The sequence below is a fragment of the Moorena sp. SIO3E8 genome (assembly GCF_010692445.1).
Classification (GTDB): domain Bacteria; phylum Cyanobacteriota; class Cyanobacteriia; order Cyanobacteriales; family Coleofasciculaceae; genus Moorena; species Moorena bouillonii.
On record NZ_JAAHHM010000128.1, the window covers coordinates 1 to 17,593 of the forward strand.

Genomic DNA, 17,593 nt, shown 5'->3' on the forward strand with positions numbered 1-17,593 from the left:
TAATACCATAAAGTTCCTGAGTCAGGCTGTGTCCTTAGCAGTCAGGCAGCGTTCTCACGAATTGTCTCTGATTCCGCTTTTGAAGTGAGTGGGGTGACTTTGTCAATCTCTACACCTGAATGCTTACCAGCCGTCAGCTGTCAGCTGTCAGCCTAATGCTTAAAATAAACCTCGAATGGGAGAATTTAATAGTTCGAGATTTTATCGAATTGAAATTCTGGGGAAAAGCCCATCAGCAGCAGTAACAGAGATTAAACGAATGCTTACCTCTTTTATTCAAAAGCTGTTCCCAAAGCGTGCGCATCGCCCATAAGTTGATAGCTGATAGTTGATAGCTGATAGCTGATAGCTGATAGCTGATAGCTGATAGCTGATAGCTTACGTTTAAAAAATATCAGCGGGATCGGCTGCTTGGAGTTTCCCGATTGCGATCGCACCGGAAATACAACACATGATAATCGTCAGAATCAACACTGTCACTGCCCTAGCTAGACTCATAGCTATGGGTAAACTGGTAGCATTTTTCGTTAAACTATACAACCCTAAGGCTAGTCCATATCCGGGAAAATAACCTAAAATTGCCAGAATTATAGCTTCTTGAAAAACAACTATCAATAGGTAGCTGGTTTTATAACCCATGGCTTTGAGGGTAGCATACTCAGGCAAATGATCCGCGACATCAGTATATAGAATTTGATAAACAATTACTGTACCCACGATAAATCCCATAGCGCTACCGAGGGTAAAAATAAAGCCTATGGATGTACTGGTTTGCCAGTAAGCTTTCTCCCAATTAACAAACTCTTCCTTGGATAAAACTCTAACATCCTTGGAAAGTTCGCGTCTCATATTCTCGACAACTATCTCCAAATCTAACCCTGGTTCTAATTCAATCAAACCGATATCAATCAGTCCTCTATGGCGATCAGGGAAAAGGCGGAAAAAGTTTAAATCACTGGTGATCACATTTCCATCTGCTGCAAAAGAAGCCCCTAGGGTAAATAAGCCCCCTACTCGAAGGCGACGTTGTTTCACTTCAGTCGTTATCTCTTTGCCCTGATTAAACTCTTCCGCAATAGGTCCATATTCAGGTCTGGAGCTGTCATCGAACAAAACGACATCTGGCATTTTAATTGTATCCAGATTGCTGGTTACTCCAGATAAATTGAAGACGTTGTCAGTAGGATTAAACCCAATCACAAGTACATTACGAGTTTCACGGGTTTGAGGATTTTTCCAGAGGCCATAGTCCATATATATCCCACTAATTGATTTGACCCCATCAAATGCAAGACTTTGATACAACCTGCGACTAGGAAAACTTTTCAGAGCGAGTATTGATTGGGACTGGGGACTAATCAAAAAAATGTCACCCTGTAAGCTATTATGTAGTGTCACATTACTTTCAAACAGGGCATCCCGAAAACCCATTTGCATAAACATTAAAATATCGGCAAAAGCAATTCCTGCCAGTGCCACCAGCAGACGCATTTTTTCATGGCTCAATTGTAACCATGCTAAAGGTATTTTCATGATTCATAGTTACTGTTTAATGACCATTTTTGAATTCAAAATTAAAAATGAATAGCCTTATACTTTGTAAGTGTTTCCACCGGATACAAGCCCACAAATTAATTTATAGGTTAGTTTTGAATTTTGAATTGATAATTTTTAATTGGAGCCAAGCGATTGACTAATTACTAATAACTATTTTTACGATGACTTGGGAGTTAGTTAAATCAGCAACTGTTTTGCTGTCTTCTGGATTGAGACGAATATCTACTTCAACAACTCTGGCATCTACGTCAGCGGCTGGATCAGTGTCAAGAACATCCTGTTTGTCAATTTGTTGCCCAATTCTAACTACACTGCCATTGAGTTTATCCTCAAATGCCTTGCTTTCACTAATAATAGTTACTTTCTGTCCTAGCTTGACTTTACCAATATCACTTTCGTAGACTTCAGCAACAACCATCATTTGGTCAGTTTGCCCTAGTTCCACAATTCCCTTTTCTTGATCTACGGTTTCTCCTGGATAAGTGTTAATTTTCAAAATTTGACTATCTAGTGGAGAATGGACGTAAGCAAATTTTAATTCTGCTTCGGCTTGCTTGACTTGTGCCATAGCCATTTCTAGCTCCGCTTCAGCTTGTTTAATATCTACTAGACGTACTTCTTTAATCTCTTCGAGGGTAGCTTTAGCTTCGTTAATCTGTGCTTCTACCACAGCTAGGGTCTGGTTGCGGTTGACAATAGCTTCTTTGAGTTGTTCCCTGAGGGTGCTTATAGTTTGGGTGCGGTTGGCTATGGCTTCACTGACGCTCTCTTGGGCGGTTTCTACGTTTAGGCGGCGGCTGTCCAATTCGGAAATTGCGATCGCACCGTCTCGTTCTAACTGGTCATAGCGCTGAAAATCTGCTTGCACATTCCTTAACTGAGCCTCTAATCGCCTGACTGTGGCATCTTTCTCTTGTTGTGTTTCTTGCAGCTGAGTCTGTAAACGATCAATGCGAGTTTGTAGCGCCTCCTTCTGCCCCCGATACTCTGCCTCTAGTCGTTTAATCTTAGCCTCCTGAGCAGCAATGGTTCCACTTTTAGCACCGGCTTTAACTTTCGCTAAGTTCGCACGGCTTACTTTAACCTCCGCTTTCGCCCGTTCTAAATCCGCTTGTAAGCGATCGCGATTTTCCATGATGGCAATCAATTGATTGGCACTTACTTTATCCCCTTCCTTAACCAGTAACTGAGCCACCCTTGGTGCTTGAAAAGTTGTTGGAGCAGCTAATTGAATAACTTCGCCCTCAGGTTCGAGACGTCCTAGAGCAGTTACAGCTCGGATAACTGGGCTTGTACTGGGGGATGGCACTGGTTCTGGCGGGCGCTCACGGACCATTTCCAAACTGTATCGGCTAGCGACCACAGTTGCCAGAATCCCAACACCAGCCAGTACAATCACCCAACGACTTAGGGGCTTTGATAATCCCTGATCTTTTATCCCAATCTTTGGCTCCATGACTCCTCCGGTTAAATCAACTTCTGTCGGTTATATGAGCCATAACTATCTCTTGTGTGCCATATTATATGGCTCCTTACTATTTAAGTTATCATAAGGGAAATAGAATTACGAGCACCGGTAACAGATTTTTTGAGCAATCCCTCATTACTGGTTCAACTTAAATTCAGCAGAGTGCATAGCAGGGGTTCCCGCTCGCAACTTTGCTAAAAGTTTAACGAAGGTTTTCTTTTCTGCGCCAGTCAGGTGAGCCATCAAACCTGTCACCCGATTAAAGTGGTCGGGAAGCATTTGCTTCAAGAACTGCCAACCGTTTGGAGTCAGCTGAACCATCAGCATCCGTCGGTCATCTGGGTGGGGCTGGCGTTTAACTAACCCTTGACGTTCGAGACCATCGAGCAGACCTGTGATTGTCCCACGAGTAACACCAGCCTGTTGAGCACATTCGGAAGGAGTCAACCCTAACTCACCAGCTTTGTGTAATAGCATGAGTACGGTAAACTTACCGATTGATAACTCGTAGCGACCCATATGAGTGTCAATCGCTTCGTAGATTTCAGTGGTAGTTTTCAGGAACGACAGACAAGTAAACACTGATGCTATATCTAGCTCAGGGTACTGTCTCGCCAAATTTAGCAGTTCCTGCTCTGAGGGAAGGTCACGTTTAGTGAACATAGTCTATCCCCTTAAAAAAGTTTGCCGACTTATTATTATCGTGCCTTACTATAGTATTTCTCAAATAGGTGAGGTATACAAGTTGTGGATTTTATGGAATAGGGAACAGGGAATAGGGAATAGGGAATAGGGAATAGGGAATAGGGAATAGGGAATAGGGAATAGGGAATAGGGAATAGGGAATAGGGAATAGGGAATAGGGAATAGGGAATAGGGAACAGTCAAGAAATCTTGTCTACCTCATTAATATGAGAATGAATATTATACATCATGGATGTAAAAGGCACAATATCTAGCAGTTCCAGAAGTGAGATACATCTCAAGGGGAATAAATTTGGTGTCTACCTCATCCAACTGAAAACTGCAACTCCTCCTTTACATCTACCTGGGCAGTAACCTTTTTGGTATATATACCTGGCATTTTGGCCACTCTACGTAAGGAGTTCAATACGCTACAATTCAACCAAACTGGGTGTTCAGATTCCCTATGCTTGACACATTCTCGACTCAACTTTATCAACTCCAACAATTTGCTAATAACCTGGTTGACAGTCAACTGACTCACCTGAGCCTAGTCAGCATCGCCATCATCTTTGCTGCTGGGTTGCTGACTAGCCTAACCCCCTGTATGCTATCAATGCTACCCATCACGATTGGCTACATCGGTGGTTATGAAAATCAAGGACGGCTGCAAGCTGCTACCCAATCGGTATGGTTTGCCTTAGGCTTAGCCACAACCTTAGCTGCATTAGGAATTATCGCAGCATCTATTGGGCGAGTCTATGGTCAAATCGGTGTTGGCTTACCGATTATTGTCAGCCTAATCGCCATTATTATGGGGTTGAATTTACTAGAAGCACTACCGCTACAGTTTCCATCTTGGGGTGGTATGGATTGGATTTCCCAGGAATGGCCGAAAGGGTTACGCTCTTATCTGATTGGTTTGACCTTCGGTTTAGTCGCTTCACCTTGCAGTACACCGGTATTAGCAACGTTACTGGCTTGGGTTGTCTCAACTCAAGATTTAGTGTTAGGTGGTGCCTTGCTGTTGTCTTATACAGCTGGTTATGTGGCACCCTTGATCTTGGCAGGTACGTTTACTGCTTCAATTAAACGATTATTAGAATTGCGACAGTGGTCGAGTTGGATTACACCAGTAAGTGGTGCGCTATTGGTGGCATTTGGTGTGTTTTCTTTGTTGTCTCGGATTCCTGTGGGAATTTTTTGAGTGAGTACTTAGTGCTGAGTGCGTCGTAAGCTATCAGCTATCAGCTATCAGCTATCAGCTATCAGCTATCAGCTATCAGCTATCAGCTATCAGCTATCAGCTATCAGCTATCAGTTATCAGCTATCAGCTATCAGCTATCAGCTATCAGCTATCAGCTATCAGCTATCAGCTATCAGCTATCAGCTATCAGCTATCAGTTATCAGCTATAAGCTATCAGCTATCACCTGATGCGCAATAGACTTTTCTGAAGACTTTCAATTATCATTAATCTCGAACTATTAAATTCTATCGTTTGCGAATCGGCGCACGCTACGCTGGGTTTATTTTAAGCTGACCGCTGACCGCTGAATGCTACTGAGATTCTTTTCCTAAATCTGCTCATCTTATTAAGAAAGCAAGTAATTAACTAGACTGGATATGACTTTAGAAAACTCATCAGATAACTCATCAGAAAATTCATCAGATAACTCATCAGATAACTCATCATTGACTAGTAGCAGTCGGTTATGGCGTCGGTTAGTATCAGTGCTGGCTAACTTACGCCTAGCGATTATCTTGCTGCTTGCGATCGCATTATTTAGCATCAGCGGTACAGTTATCGAACAGGGGGAATCTCTGGCGTTTTACCAAGCCAATTATCCTGAAGACCCAGCCTTGTTTGGTTTCCTCAGCTGGAAGGTGTTGTTGCTCCTAGGGTTAGATCATGTCTACCGGACTTGGTGGTTTTTGTCCTTATTAGTTTTATTCGGTAGTAGCCTGACCGCCTGTACCTTCACTCGTCAATTTCCGGCTTTAAAAGCAGCCGGGAATTGGAAGTTTTACAAACAACCCCGCCAGTTTGGGAAACTTGCCTTGAGTGTAGAGTTGGACAAGGGGTCTTTTACTTCCCTGACTGAGTTGTTAGAAAAGCGGCGTTACAAGGTATTCCAAGAGGGGGATACTATCTACGCCCGTAAAGGAATTATCGGACGGATTGGTCCCATTGTAGTTCATGCCAGTATGTTGATTATCCTGGGAGGGTCAATTTGGGGCTCAATGACAGGATTTACGGCTCAGGAAATGGTTACCAGTGGCAATACATTCCAAGTTAGAAACATTATTGATGCCGGTCCGTTTGCTTGGCCCCAAATCCCCAAAGATTTGTCAGTACGGGTGAATCGCTTCTGGATTGATTACACTCCGTCTGGGGACATTGATCAATTTTACTCCAATCTGTCAGTTTTGGATAGTCAAGGTGAGGAGGTTGACCAAGAGACTATTTATGTGAATAAGCCCCTAAGATATCGAGGTGTCACCTTTTACCAAACCGATTGGGGGATTGCTGGGGTTCAGGTGCAGTTGAATAATAGTCCAATTTTCCAGCTTCCCATGGCACAACTTCCCACTAATGGTGAGGGACGGATTTGGGGCACTTGGGTTCCCACAAAACCTGATTTAAGTGAAGGGGTATCCCTTTTAGCGAGGGATTTGCAGGGAACCCTGTTTGTCTATGATGGAACGGGTAATCTCGTTTCCACCGTTCGTCCTGGTATGGGGATTAAGGTCAATGGGGTGATACTTAAAATTAAAGATGTCATCGGCAGCACTGGCTTACAAATTAAAGCTGACCCCGGTATTCCCTTTGTATACACTGGCTTTGGCTTACTGATGTTAGGGGTACTGATGAGTTATGTCTCCCACTCTCAGATTTGGGCATTACAAAAAGGCGATCGCTTTTATATTGGTGGGAAAACCAATCGTGCTTTGGTCACCTTTGAACGGGAATTGATTGAGATTTTAGAGCAGGTCGGTGAATCCTCCCAGACCGTAGAACCTTTACTGGCTAAATCTGCTTAGTATATAGCGATGCAGCAACGGAACAGGGGAGGGTACTAAACAGAATCAGAAAGGATAACTGAGTAACCGAACCACTATGGTGATCAACCCAAACATCAAGGGCAAAGTTGGTGATGCTGGAGCCTAAGAGCTGATTTGTAAACTCGCACTAAACCTTGTAGGATAAGGCTTGCGCTCAACTAGAACAATTGAACTATTTAATACCCAAAAGACAATCATAGTAAGGCTTTCAAGCTTATTAATATTTACTTGACAAATTAGCTCTCATCATTGATGTATGACTACCAGGAACGGTATGGATTTCCACCTCTGAATCTGAATCGCTCAAACGCGCTTTTGCTCCTGCTTTCAGCAGTAAGAGGGGTTGAATTTTTTGTTGATACCAGTAATCCACCAGAACAAAAATGGTGGTTATCAGCGTTGGAAAGTCTATACTGTTCATAGGAGGTTTCCGGGTGGTCAGTGACATTTCCATCTTCGAGCCTCCTTTCTCTTGTGTCTAATTCACATTAGGCGTTAGTGATAAAATAATCAATGTCTGTCGCCTCTTCAATTGAACTTGCATCTCCTACGATAGCAAATGTTCTTTCTCCTTCTAGAGGAGACCTGAGGGGGTAAAATGCCAGCTAAAATCCTTACTGGGAGTACTTTAAGCCGATATGTTACTTAATCGGTGCGCCTGACCTAGGCGAATTAAATTCGCTACAGGTGCGCACCTAGAATATACATACTGTTTTGGCCTGAGCTTGGAGGTAGTTATAAGGGTTTGAGCTTCTAGAAAATCATTCGTAGGGTGAATTTGCCAGTTTATCTTTGCTAAGATAATTGGCATCAAAGCCTTATATAGTAAGCTTTTCAGGGCAAATGTCACCCCCTCAGGTGAAATTTACTTGGTCAATTTGAGCGCTGAAAAGCAGTTACTGAGATAGTTTCAAGTTTTTGGAGAGGTCTATTAAGTCCGCGCTATGACGATTCTGAGGTAATTTAGGTGTTGGGTTTAAGTGTGAGCTTGAGTTCGGCTAATTCCTTCAACAGTTGGTCGATCAGCTTTTGCTGCAGTATCACGACCACCAACTGCTCTGTTGTCAGTGGCTTGAGTTGGGGGGGAGCTAGTTTTTCGGGTTTCGGTTGTTCGCTCATGCCGCTACCACACCGGATTTCAATATTTTGTCAACCACCCTCACCTGAATTCTTACATTTCATATAAAATCGTTGGGGGCACAATAACTATAAAATCATTGAAGGCACAATAACATTGAGCAATCTTGGCAATAAAATCCATATAAAGTGTGTCAAAAAAATTAAACACACTTTATATGGATTAATAAGCATGGGTTGATCTCAAGGTTTGGGTGTTCGACAAAACCCAAAATCAGGTTGCAGATTGCGTCCTGCTATCAGCAGTCACCACTAAGTTTGGTGAATAACTCGTTGTGTCCAAGGTCTAACCAAGCTACCACTCTCAGCGAACTGAAAACCAGGTTTGCAACGCCCCTAAATTAAGGACAGCAAAGAGCTGAGTAATCATGTCGTCAGAGAAAAGTAATCAAATTTAAGAAGTTATGAGGTCAAAGTAGTGAGGATCCTCTTAATCTGCACTGAGAAGCTTCCTGTTCCATGTATTCGAGGAGGTGCAATCCAGACTTATATTGACGGAATACTACCTTATCTAAGCAAGTTTCATGACGTTAGTGTTTTTTCTGTCACTGATTCAGATTTGCCCAATCAACATGTCCTGAATGGAGTCAGCTACCAGCGCTTCCCCACAGGTGATAGTGATGCTTACTACCAAGCAGCTGCTAAATTTGTAGCTGAGGAAAAATTCGATTTAGTCATTCTTTACAATCGCCCTAAATACTTACCCTCTATTGCTGCTGCTAGCCCTAGTAGTCAGTTTCTCCTGAGCATGCACAATGAAATGTTTCATGAGGAGAAGATTAAACCTGAGGTTGCTGAGACTTGTCTAGAGAAGGTCAGAGGAGTCATAACAGTCAGCAAATTTATTGCTGATGGAATTGCCGATCTCTTCCCTGACTACCGACATAAACTTAACCCCGTATATGCAGGAGTTGATTTAGAACAGTTTCAGTCCCGATGGTCACCGGAAGGATCTAGACGTCGCCAAGAATTGCTAAGTTCTCACGGATTGACCGATCGCAAAATCGTTGTTTATGTAGGTCGATTAAGTATTAAGAAAGGACCCCATATCCTAATTTCTGCCTTACCCCAAATTCTAGAACAACATCCATCAACATTTCTTTTTATAGTGGGCAGCAAATGGTACGGCCATAACGAGGAAAATAAATATGTTCGTCAACTGAAAGAACAAGCAAAAACCTATGAAGACTCAATTTATTTGACTGGCTTTATTCCACCGGCAAATGTCCAGAAGTACTTCCTCATGGGTGATATCTTTGTTTGTGCATCTCAATGGCAAGAACCTTTAGCACGAGTTCATTATGAAGCAATGGCAACAGGTCTTCCTATGGTTACCACAATGCGAGGAGGAAACGCAGAAGTAGTCATCCCAGATATGAACGGTCTCTTGATCAGTGACTATGAGAATCCCGATGCCTTTGCAGAAGCAATTAACTCTTTATTGTCCAATAAAGAGTTAGCTGAAAAAATGGGTCGATACGGACGCCATCTGGGTGACAAGTATTATGGTTGGGAGCGGGTTGCTTCAGACATTTCCCGGATTATTTCAGACTGCTGCCTACCCTAAGGATAGCAGGGTAATCCCATTTAAATTTGTCAACTGGGTATCAAAAACCTAGGACAGTTTTCAATCATACCTTCATCCCTTCTTCGGCTCATGAAAGCGTCATGAAGAGTTGGCACATTAGGTATTATTATTGGCAGGGTAAGGGAGAACTTCGTATCACCATCACGACACGGGTGTTGCCCTTCCATAGCACGGGAATGGCTGTGATCTCATTGGACTTGCTCAAGGACCCGTTGTTGAGCTAACACCAGATGATGTTCACTCGCCCAGGCACTCACCGTGTGTAAGCCAATGAGATTGCTTTTCGCGATCGTAGGAACCCCGAGCAGTTAAACCCATCAATATTGATCAGCTTAATCTCTAGCTGGGTCGGTTACTGCTCGACCCAACTATTGAAGCATTCATCCAACTGAGTTGGGTCAATCAATACCAAGACTCCCGAAAAGGTATCGTGATATGGAATACTATGGGGCAATTTCAAAAACGTCTCTAACCATTGCTGTTTCGCTTTGCCATAGGTTTCAATGGCTACCATATTATCTGCCCCAGACAGAAGCCAAGATGGTTATGGTCACAATATCTACAAGTTTATGCTTGGGTTCCGGTTTGACTCTCGGGTCATCCAATGCCTCAAACTGATAAATCACGCTATGAATGAGCTGTTTCATCCTTTGCTGAAAGGGGCGATGGGGTGGGAGCACCAAAGCCAAGGGACATCAGGGCTGAGAGCATGTGAACAGACTAATTTAATCTCTATCCAATTTCCTGGATTCTGGAGAGATTGTCTAGTCTGAATTGAACCAAAGCCAACTTTTGCGCCAACGTGTGTTTTGTCAAGTACAATTTATACAAAATAGCTGGGATTACCCTGGAATTTTAGCTTGCACGTCACCCCCTCAGGATACTATCATGTTCTTGGTAATTATTTTGATGCAGAAGTGTTGAATGTCAAAAAAAAGTGTCAAAAAAGTTGTTCAATATGATAAAATCATCAAAGCTATAAAATTCATACTCGTTAAGTATGATTTAAATAAGTTTTCCAAAAATCATAAAAGATATTTTGGAACCGTTACCAAAAAAAGATTATCTATCTCTCAGTACCTTATCATTTGGATCTTGTTAGTTGGAGTATGTAATGGATAAGAGTGTGATCAGTATGCGAGATTTATTGAAACGGTTAAATCTTCAAGAAATAGACTTAACGAGATCTAATTTTTATAAAGCGGTTAATAAGATAAAAACTTTTTTTATTCAAAAAATAACTCATCAATTTAAAAGGCAACTCAATTCAAAAAAAAATCAAGTTAAAAACCGAAATTTATTTATTACCGTTAGCGAAGCGTGGCCTACAGCCGATAGTTCAACTATTTTTACTTTAAAAAATAAACTATCATGGAGCCAAGGATATCATCAAGTTAAATTATTTTGTGGCTTGGACATTTGCCGTTCAGACGTAGGGGGAATAGTTATTCATTATTCAGATTTATAGCTATTTAATCACTTATTTAAGATTACAGCTAATAAAAATAGCTCTTCGCGCAGCGTCGGCTTGGCCGTAGGCCACCCTACGCGAGCGCTGAAAGATTTTGGAAAAACAGCATTAGATAAAATTCGTTTCAATCATATATGTCTCAATAAATTACCTATGTACATTGGTTTACAAAACTAATTTGGTGAAAGTAAAATACGACTTTATAGGGTTAATTTATAAAAATATGTAAATTTTTGTTTCGCGATTCAACATTTCTGATTTTGATGTTGATCTGTTTCTCTACTTATGTCTGCTAATACCGCAAACTCATCCAACATGGACTGCAGTACTTTTTAAAGAGTAACAGTTTCAGTAGCGAAACTATCGTGGACTGCCTAAAACTAGCTAGTTTTTGATAAGACTACATTCAGGATTTCATGATAGGATAACTACGAGATATCAATGATTATTATTGAAATTTATTTTTGGCTGCTTATAATATGATCAAGAAAGAAGATATCCCTACTCCTATTATTGATAACAAACAACGAAAGAAAGTTAAAATAGCTGAAAATTTGGAAGATCGTAGTTTTTCTACTCTCTACATTATCCGACGATTTATTATTTACTTTTTAGGTATACAACTTCGCAGAATTACAAATAAGCCAGATATACAAAAGAATGCGAACGAGCTACGTCAGATATTTGAAGATTTGGGAGGCTTCTGGGTAAAAACTGGTCAGTTGTTAGCATTGCGAAACGATCTTTTACCAGATGAGATTTGTGAGCAGTTAATACGTCTTCAGTATGAAGCGATTGGATTCCCTATGGCTATAGTTAGATCAACAATTGAGTCAGAGCTAGGAGCACCCATGGAAAAAATATTTCAAGATTTTGATGAGACTCCTTTGGCAGCTGCATCAATTGGTCAGGTTCATAGAGCAACGTTGCGCAGTAAAAGAAAACCGGTAATCGTTAAAATTCAACGTCCAAATTTAGCAGAAGCATTCAAGCGAGATTTGGATTTAATTAAAGTCGTTGTCAACCTGTTAATTTCTTTGAATTTTATGAGTTACCTACGTTTAGATGAAGCAGTATCGCAGTTAGATAAAATATTTAATGAGGAATTAGATTATCGCTATGAAGCATCTAATACTCGTAATATGAGAAAAACACTAAAACAGCATAAAATATATGTTCCCAAGATTTATGATAAATATTGTAAACGTCGAGTTTTAGTTATGGAATATATCGATGGGGTTCTTGCCTCTGATTATATTAAAGTATCGAATAGGGATCCCGTCAGAGCCTCTCAATGGGAGGATGAAAATGACTTTGATAGTGAAAAAGTAGGTGAAAAGATATTTCTTTCATTACTTCGACAAGTATTTGAAGATAACTTGTACCATGGAGATCTACATCCAGGCAATATTATTTTCTTGCGTCGGAGCAAAGTCGTATTCATTGACATGGGTAGCGTGGGATCCCTGGATAGGGATTTGAGGGTGACTTATAATGAGTATACGAATGCATTGACATATGGAGATTTTAGCAAAGCGTCTAATTACATCATGCGGTTGGCTGTTGATATTCCCAGAGTTAATGTACCTACAGTCAGGGCAGAGATGTCGCGTGCTATAGAGAGTTGGTCCTCCAAAGCGCAACTTAAAGGGGTAGAGTTTAAAGAAAAGTCTTTTGGTGCGGCAACGGCTGACTTATCTAAAGTGCTGACCAAATATCGTATCCCAAATAATTGGACTTTTCTCAAAATGAGTCGATCTTTTTTAACTCTAGATGGTACAATGCAGTACCTATTACCTGAATTTGATTTTTTCAAGACATCTAAAAAATATAATCGCCAGTCAGATAAACGTGCTCTCAAACAAAGTTTAGAGCCAAAAAGTATTAGAAATTCGATTAACCAGTTCTTTGATACTGTTAACGAGTACAATAACCTGATTTTACCTGAGTTGCGACAACGAACCATCGCATTTGAGTTAACCAGTAATATTTTTGCACTGTTACTGGTAATAGGTTTTCAATCTGTCGCCTATTTACTCCTAATAACTGAACCAATTGCAGTTTATATTTTCGTTTATCAATATTATTTTAAAGCGATTGAACCTATTCATACTCAAGTGGCTGAAGAGTTTGTTAAACAAATTCCCCATCTTCCATATCTGGAATGGATTATTATTTTTATACTGATTGGCATCAGTGCTAGAATACTGCTTGCGGGGGCAAAAGTTCTGGAGCGTAAAGACTTTCCTCAATAGGTAAGCGGCTGGTTGACTGACAAAACTTATGTAACCGAATACTCATAAGTGTGGATCTGAAATTCCAGCCTATACAGTCGTTTTTCCTATTGTTGGCATGATGGGTACTGCTTCCGTCGAATGTGAAGGAGAAAGGCGTTGCTGATTCTGGGTATGGTTTCGCCCCCCTAGGGGGTGTTTTCAAACTCGTTATATCCTAAAAGTACTGTGATCAATGGGTGCATTAGATGAATCGAGGGGACGTGAAGTTTTGAACAGTGGGAGAGGTGAAAACCGTTGACCTGAAGTCTTACTATGAAGAAATGATGCACTTTCACTACTCACGTCAGTTGAAGAGCTGATTTGTAAAGAAAATCTAAAGCTAACTCGAAGCCTGGCTGAGTGACTTGTAATCTGAAACAGAAGACGAGTTGAACCCTATATCCATGAGTCGTTTGCCTCAAATCTCCAATCATCACCGCCAACCCTATCCAAGTGATATGAGTGATGTAGAATGGGGAGTGTTGCGACCGCTTATACCGTTGCCGTTGGGATTTGGGCATCTGAGGAGGGTAAACTTGCGCTCCTATCATCAACGGGATCTGCTATGTGCAGCGTAGTGCATCCCAGTTGAACATGCTGCACCATGACTTTCCAGCTCACCCAAGGGTCTATGGTTATTTCCGTAAATGGCAACCGCTTTGGGTATGGGCTGAGAATCCATGGCCAATTGCGTCATCCACTCCGATAACAAATGGGAGGTGAAGAAGACTCCAGTGTGGCGCTCGCGTAGCGTCGGTCTTTGCCCGCATCGCCAATTTAATGACTCGCCGACTGGCTTGTTGAGGTTTTGTTTACAAATCAGCTTTAATTGTTGATCAGTGATGTTTTATGCGATAGAATCAACTGTAGTAGTTAAATCAATCTAGGAACCTAAACGTTATGGCTGATAGTGAGGGAGTTAAGAGCGCTGTCATTCTACGCAGTGAAGAGGATTTTGGAGGCACACCTGATTTCTTGTCTGGGTCTTCAAGTAAGAGGAGCAAGAAAAAGAAGAAGAAGAAGCAGGCAGCAGGTTTAAAGCCTCTTGAGAAGGCTGTGTTTAAACAAGCAAAGCGTCTCGATGAGGCAAGTAAGATCTATAAGGATCGCCATGAGAAGTCCAATCGTAAGAAGAAAAATGGTTGGATCAAGGATTTTGGAAAGAACTATACCAAGAGTATGTCTAAGTTAATGAAATTTTAGTTTGGTTTCTGCTCTACCCTTAACTTCGATGTAATGGGTCAGTTAATGGCTATGTTGAAGGCAAAAAAGGTTTGAGTTCTTCAAAAGTTTTTGGAATGTTCATTACATCAGTTTGAAGTTTTTTATAAGGGCAGAGCTGGGCATGATACAACTTTTGACAAAGCTTGCTAAAATTTAGTTAGGAGAACGTTCATGACTACACTTCAGAAAGAAAACACCATTATCCTAGACATGGGATCGGCAAAGAAGGATGATATTAAAGATTTGCAATATGGTGAGGGTAGGCTTTTTAAGAGGATTGCTAGGGCCATTGAAGAATTGAAGCAGAGTGGTGAAGTTGCAGAAAATGCTCAACCAGTAATTGTTGTGGTGAAGAAGAAAAACGAGAAAGATTGGTAAGTTTTTAATCGATCTTGAGGAGTAATACGAATTTCCGTCATTGGCTTCGTAGATTTGTGTTTCAGGGTTAGTAAACAGCACAAGAAAATGTCGCAGAGTCTACCAAAAACTCTTATTATTTGTTAGACTTAAATTAGGGTAACACCGACAGGGATTATTATGTAACTTAAATTAAAGCCGACAACCAAGGGTTTAATAGTTGCGCTCTCTATCCCGGTGGAACCAACTTTTTTGACATTTTTATGGCGCTCGCGGGATATTCCTGAGAGCTTTGGGAGATACCCCCTGGATGTGAAAGCATCTTGCATTGGCGGGCCTTGGTCTATATTGGTAGACTTTGGTAGCTAAAAAGTATCGGTTACACTGAGTTGCTAACTCAAGTCCGCTTGACTTTCACCCAAGATTGAGTCCGCCTTTGGCAAAGCTATTGTTATTGGCTACTTCAAGGAATCTGCATCGGGGGCTTTATGCCCCCGATGCAGATTCCTTGAAGATATATAGGAACCTCTACTTCTTGTACTGGTAATGTTCAAGTAGACTCGTGAACTCCCCCAACTTAATTCGTTTAAGTTGGGGTTTCTAGCGTGGCCGTAGGCCACGCTACGGGAACACGGAAGAATGCCGAAGGTGCGCTTGACCCGTAATTTAATTACGGGTCAAGCGCACCTAAACTTATACCAAATCCGGTTGCCATAACCCCTTAATAAATCAAAGAAACTCTAGCCAATTATAATCGAAATAACTTAATAAGTTAGCTAGGATAGCATTGATGGAGATTAACTGTTGTTTGTTTACTTTTTTACAGTCAACTTTTAATTGTGTTTTTAATTGATAACCAAAACCCTTTAGCATTTGTTATTTATCCGTTTTTAAACTCAGATTAAAACTTGATTATAGTGTGAATTGAGTTTTATTGCTAGGATAATATTCGATAATTTTTGTCAAGTACGTTTTATAGCAAATTAGATGAGCTTACCCTGTATCCCTCTCGAGAAGCTTCCTATAGAATTGACTAATTGGAGTCCACAGCCTGGAACCCGAACTGTTGTAGATCTCGACGCTTGAGGAAGATTCTGATGCAGGATGTAGCTGTCATCTTTGATATGGATGGTTTACTAATTGATAGCGAACCGTTTTGGTCTCAAGTAGAAATAGAAATATTCAATGACCTTGGCATTCCCATGAACGAGAGTATGACTTCTCAAACAACGGGTTTGCGAAACGATGAGGTGGTCAAGTATTGGTATGCTCGATTTCCTTGGACTGGTATGAGCCAAGCTGAGGTATGTCGAACAATGATCGCTCGGATGAGTGACCTATTGATGACCATGGGACAACCGATGCCAGGTGCAATTGAAGCGGTAAACTTGTGTCGGGAATTAAACTTACCCTTAGCCCTAGCCACGTCATCTCCCATGGGTCTAATTGATACAGTACTCAAACGGCTCGATTTAAAGGATGCCTTTGATGTGATTACATCAGCAGAAGCGGAGGAATTTGGTAAACCCCATCCAGCAGTATATCTCACCGCTAGCCGTCGTCTGGGTATAGAACCAACAAAGTGTGTTGCCCTAGAGGATTCGGTTCGTGGCGTGATTAGTGCCAAAGCTGCCAGCATGGCATGTATTGCAGTTCCAGCACCAGAAAATCTAGAGGATGAACGGTTTGCGATCGCAGATGTCACCGTTAATTCACTAGAACAGATCACTGAGCCTTGGCTGAAAAAGTTTTTAGCTGAATATAGCTAGGCTAAACCTCACCTAAACATGTATGTATACGGAGCAGCACGATAGTATGACAACCATGCAGGCTGCGGTCTGGTATGGTCCAGGACGTGAGAACTTTCGCTTACAAAAAATAGACCGACCATTACCTAGTGCAGGGGAAGTATTGATACAGGTTCAGAAGTGTTTCTTTTGTGCGATGCACGCACGGGCGGTATTAGTGGGACACGCCAAACATAATCCTCCAGTCATTTTTGGTAGGATGCTGGCGGGAGATGTTGTTGCTGTAGGGGAGGGTGTTACCAAAGTCAAACCAGGGATGCGCGTTACCGTCAACCCAGAAAAACCCTGTGGAGAGTGTTTTTACTGTCAGCGAGGAGCATTAGGCCATTGCCTCAACCCAACTAAGTTACAACCCGGTGGCATGGCTGAGTTTGTATGCGTTCCGGCTTCCCTGGCTAGCGGAATCGTTGAACTGCCTTCATCGATTCCCTATGAATTTGCTGCCTATACAGAAACACTAGCCTGTATCCTTCAGGGTATTGACTTATCTAATATTGGTTTGTCCGATTGCGTGGTAATTATTGGTGATGGCGGTGTGGGACTGACCTTCCTTCAGCTAGCCCGCTTGAGAGGTGCTACCAAAATAATTCTAGCTGGCAAACATGATGATTCTCTGGAACAGGCATCAGCCTTGGGTGCTGATCGTACCGTTAATGTTACCCGAGAGTCTCTCAAAGACATAGTGATGGCCCAAACCGACAGTTATGGTGCTGATGTCGTTATTGAAGCCGTTGGCTCTGGGGAAACCTATGAACAGGCATTAACCCTGCTCAGGTGTGGCGGTACCGCAGTTGGGTTTGGTGGAACACCCCCGGGAACTCAGTTGGGTGCATCTCATTTTTGTAAAAACATCATTAATAAAGCATCCCATTTAGGTAAGCACAGCGTAAAGAAAGAATTTTAGGAACATTTTCAATATTCCATTGTGAGCCTGATATTTTAACTCGCATTCCTATT

Annotated in this window: 17 protein-coding genes and 1 pseudogene; 10 read left to right on the top strand and 8 right to left on the bottom strand. The window is 41.6% G+C overall.

Annotation, left to right across the window (positions count from 1 at the left end; all coding sequences use genetic code 11):
* Positions 1–384: 384 nt before the first annotated feature.
* The 4 genes from devC to F6K46_RS31550 form a co-directional block, all read right to left on the bottom strand.
* Complete coding sequence (devC, locus tag F6K46_RS31535; protein ID WP_293054986.1) at positions 385–1,533, bottom strand: ABC transporter permease DevC; 1,149 nt, start codon at positions 1,531–1,533, stop codon at positions 385–387.
* 160 nt (positions 1,534–1,693) lie between these two features.
* On the bottom strand, positions 1,694–3,013 hold the full coding sequence (locus F6K46_RS31540) for an ABC exporter membrane fusion protein (RefSeq protein ID WP_293054984.1): 1,320 nt from the start codon (positions 3,011–3,013) through the stop codon (positions 1,694–1,696).
* Between the two features lie 147 nt (positions 3,014–3,160).
* A complete protein-coding gene (locus F6K46_RS31545) occupies positions 3,161–3,688 on the bottom strand; it encodes a MarR family transcriptional regulator (RefSeq protein WP_293054982.1) in 528 nt (175 codons plus the stop codon).
* 60 nt (positions 3,689–3,748) lie between these two features.
* Positions 3,749–3,913 (bottom strand): hypothetical protein, encoded by a 165-nt coding sequence (locus tag F6K46_RS31550; RefSeq protein WP_293054980.1) that lies wholly within the window; start codon positions 3,911–3,913, stop codon positions 3,749–3,751.
* 262 nt (positions 3,914–4,175) lie between these two features.
* On the opposite strand from F6K46_RS31550, the gene F6K46_RS31555 reads away from it, so the two are divergent.
* The 3 genes from F6K46_RS31555 (at position 4,176) to F6K46_RS31565 (ending at position 6,754) form a co-directional block, all read left to right on the top strand.
* On the top strand, positions 4,176–4,916 hold the full coding sequence (locus F6K46_RS31555) for a cytochrome c biogenesis protein CcdA (protein WP_293054978.1): 741 nt from the start codon (positions 4,176–4,178) through the stop codon (positions 4,914–4,916).
* Positions 4,917–4,934: 18 nt separating this feature from the next.
* Positions 4,935–5,156 carry a hypothetical protein gene (locus tag F6K46_RS31560; RefSeq protein ID WP_293054976.1) on the top strand — a complete coding sequence of 74 codons (222 nt, stop codon included), beginning with the start codon at positions 4,935–4,937 and terminating at the stop codon, positions 5,154–5,156.
* Between the two features lie 179 nt (positions 5,157–5,335).
* Positions 5,336–6,754, top strand: coding sequence for a cytochrome c biogenesis protein (locus tag F6K46_RS31565; protein WP_293054974.1), 1,419 nt, complete (start codon positions 5,336–5,338; stop codon positions 6,752–6,754).
* Between the two features lie 238 nt (positions 6,755–6,992).
* On the opposite strand, the gene F6K46_RS31570 is transcribed toward F6K46_RS31565, so the two are convergent.
* Positions 6,993–7,196: a hypothetical protein gene (locus F6K46_RS31570; protein ID WP_293117705.1), complete on the bottom strand. Its 204-nt coding sequence runs from the start codon at positions 7,194–7,196 to the stop codon at positions 6,993–6,995.
* A 542-nt stretch (positions 7,197–7,738) separates the two neighbouring features.
* Positions 7,739–7,894: a hypothetical protein gene (locus tag F6K46_RS31575; protein ID WP_158069351.1), complete on the bottom strand. Its 156-nt coding sequence runs from the start codon at positions 7,892–7,894 to the stop codon at positions 7,739–7,741.
* Positions 7,895–8,330: 436 nt separating this feature from the next.
* On the opposite strand from F6K46_RS31575, the gene F6K46_RS31580 reads away from it, so the two are divergent.
* Positions 8,331–9,479, top strand: a complete 1,149-nt coding sequence (locus F6K46_RS31580; RefSeq protein ID WP_293054970.1) for a glycosyltransferase family 4 protein — start codon at positions 8,331–8,333, stop codon at positions 9,477–9,479.
* Positions 9,480–9,852: 373 nt separating this feature from the next.
* Here the strand turns inward: F6K46_RS31580 and F6K46_RS31585 are convergent, their stop codons facing one another.
* Both F6K46_RS31585 and F6K46_RS31590 read right to left on the bottom strand, forming a co-directional pair.
* On the bottom strand, positions 9,853–10,014 hold the full coding sequence (locus tag F6K46_RS31585; protein WP_081431028.1) for a transposase family protein: 162 nt from the start codon (positions 10,012–10,014) through the stop codon (positions 9,853–9,855).
* A gap of 1 nt (position 10,015) precedes the next feature.
* A complete protein-coding gene (locus F6K46_RS31590) occupies positions 10,016–10,147 on the bottom strand; it encodes a transposase family protein (RefSeq protein ID WP_143727421.1) in 132 nt (43 codons plus the stop codon).
* A 455-nt stretch (positions 10,148–10,602) separates the two neighbouring features.
* On the opposite strand from F6K46_RS31590, the gene F6K46_RS31595 reads away from it, so the two are divergent.
* The 6 genes and pseudogenes from F6K46_RS31595 to F6K46_RS31620 form a co-directional block, all read left to right on the top strand.
* The gene (locus F6K46_RS31595) at positions 10,603–10,968 is read left to right on the top strand and encodes a hypothetical protein (RefSeq protein ID WP_293117707.1); all 366 of its coding nucleotides are present in this window, start codon (positions 10,603–10,605) and stop codon (positions 10,966–10,968) included.
* A gap of 482 nt (positions 10,969–11,450) precedes the next feature.
* The gene (locus F6K46_RS31600; protein ID WP_293117710.1) at positions 11,451–13,226 is read left to right on the top strand and encodes an AarF/UbiB family protein; all 1,776 of its coding nucleotides are present in this window, start codon (positions 11,451–11,453) and stop codon (positions 13,224–13,226) included.
* 921 nt (positions 13,227–14,147) lie between these two features.
* Entirely contained in the window at positions 14,148–14,450 is a 303-nt protein-coding gene (locus F6K46_RS31605; protein WP_075895997.1) for a hypothetical protein, read from the top strand.
* A 192-nt stretch (positions 14,451–14,642) separates the two neighbouring features.
* Positions 14,643–14,849: a hypothetical protein gene (locus F6K46_RS31610; RefSeq protein ID WP_293054960.1), complete on the top strand. Its 207-nt coding sequence runs from the start codon at positions 14,643–14,645 to the stop codon at positions 14,847–14,849.
* Positions 14,850–15,925: 1,076 nt separating this feature from the next.
* Entirely contained in the window at positions 15,926–16,597 is a 672-nt protein-coding gene (gene hxpB / locus F6K46_RS31615) for a hexitol phosphatase HxpB (protein WP_293054958.1), read from the top strand.
* A 55-nt stretch (positions 16,598–16,652) separates the two neighbouring features.
* Positions 16,653–17,462, top strand: a pseudogene (locus tag F6K46_RS31620) (zinc-binding dehydrogenase); the annotation flags it as partial.
* Positions 17,463–17,593 lie beyond the last annotated feature (131 nt).

Bases quoted from the DNA above. Each gene is read 5' to 3' on its own strand.
- devC (WP_293054986.1), bottom strand. From the start codon at position 1,533: ATGAAAATACCTTTAGCATGGTTACAATTGAGCCATGAAAAAATGCGT.
- F6K46_RS31540 (WP_293054984.1), bottom strand. From the start codon at position 3,013: ATGGAGCCAAAGATTGGGATAAAAGATCAGGGATTATCAAAGCCCCTA.
- F6K46_RS31545 (WP_293054982.1), bottom strand. From the start codon at position 3,688: ATGTTCACTAAACGTGACCTTCCCTCAGAGCAGGAACTGCTAAATTTG.
- F6K46_RS31555 (WP_293054978.1), top strand. From the start codon at position 4,176: ATGCTTGACACATTCTCGACTCAACTTTATCAACTCCAACAATTTGCT.
- F6K46_RS31565 (WP_293054974.1), top strand. From the start codon at position 5,336: ATGACTTTAGAAAACTCATCAGATAACTCATCAGAAAATTCATCAGAT.
- F6K46_RS31570 (WP_293117705.1), bottom strand. From the start codon at position 7,196: ATGAACAGTATAGACTTTCCAACGCTGATAACCACCATTTTTGTTCTG.
- F6K46_RS31575 (WP_158069351.1), bottom strand. From the start codon at position 7,894: ATGAGCGAACAACCGAAACCCGAAAAACTAGCTCCCCCCCAACTCAAG.
- F6K46_RS31585 (WP_081431028.1), bottom strand. From the start codon at position 10,014: ATGGTAGCCATTGAAACCTATGGCAAAGCGAAACAGCAATGGTTAGAG.
- F6K46_RS31590 (WP_143727421.1), bottom strand. From the start codon at position 10,147: ATGAAACAGCTCATTCATAGCGTGATTTATCAGTTTGAGGCATTGGAT.
- F6K46_RS31600 (WP_293117710.1), top strand. From the start codon at position 11,451: ATGATCAAGAAAGAAGATATCCCTACTCCTATTATTGATAACAAACAA.
- F6K46_RS31605 (WP_075895997.1), top strand. From the start codon at position 14,148: ATGGCTGATAGTGAGGGAGTTAAGAGCGCTGTCATTCTACGCAGTGAA.
- F6K46_RS31610 (WP_293054960.1), top strand. From the start codon at position 14,643: ATGACTACACTTCAGAAAGAAAACACCATTATCCTAGACATGGGATCG.
- hxpB (WP_293054958.1), top strand. From the start codon at position 15,926: ATGCAGGATGTAGCTGTCATCTTTGATATGGATGGTTTACTAATTGAT.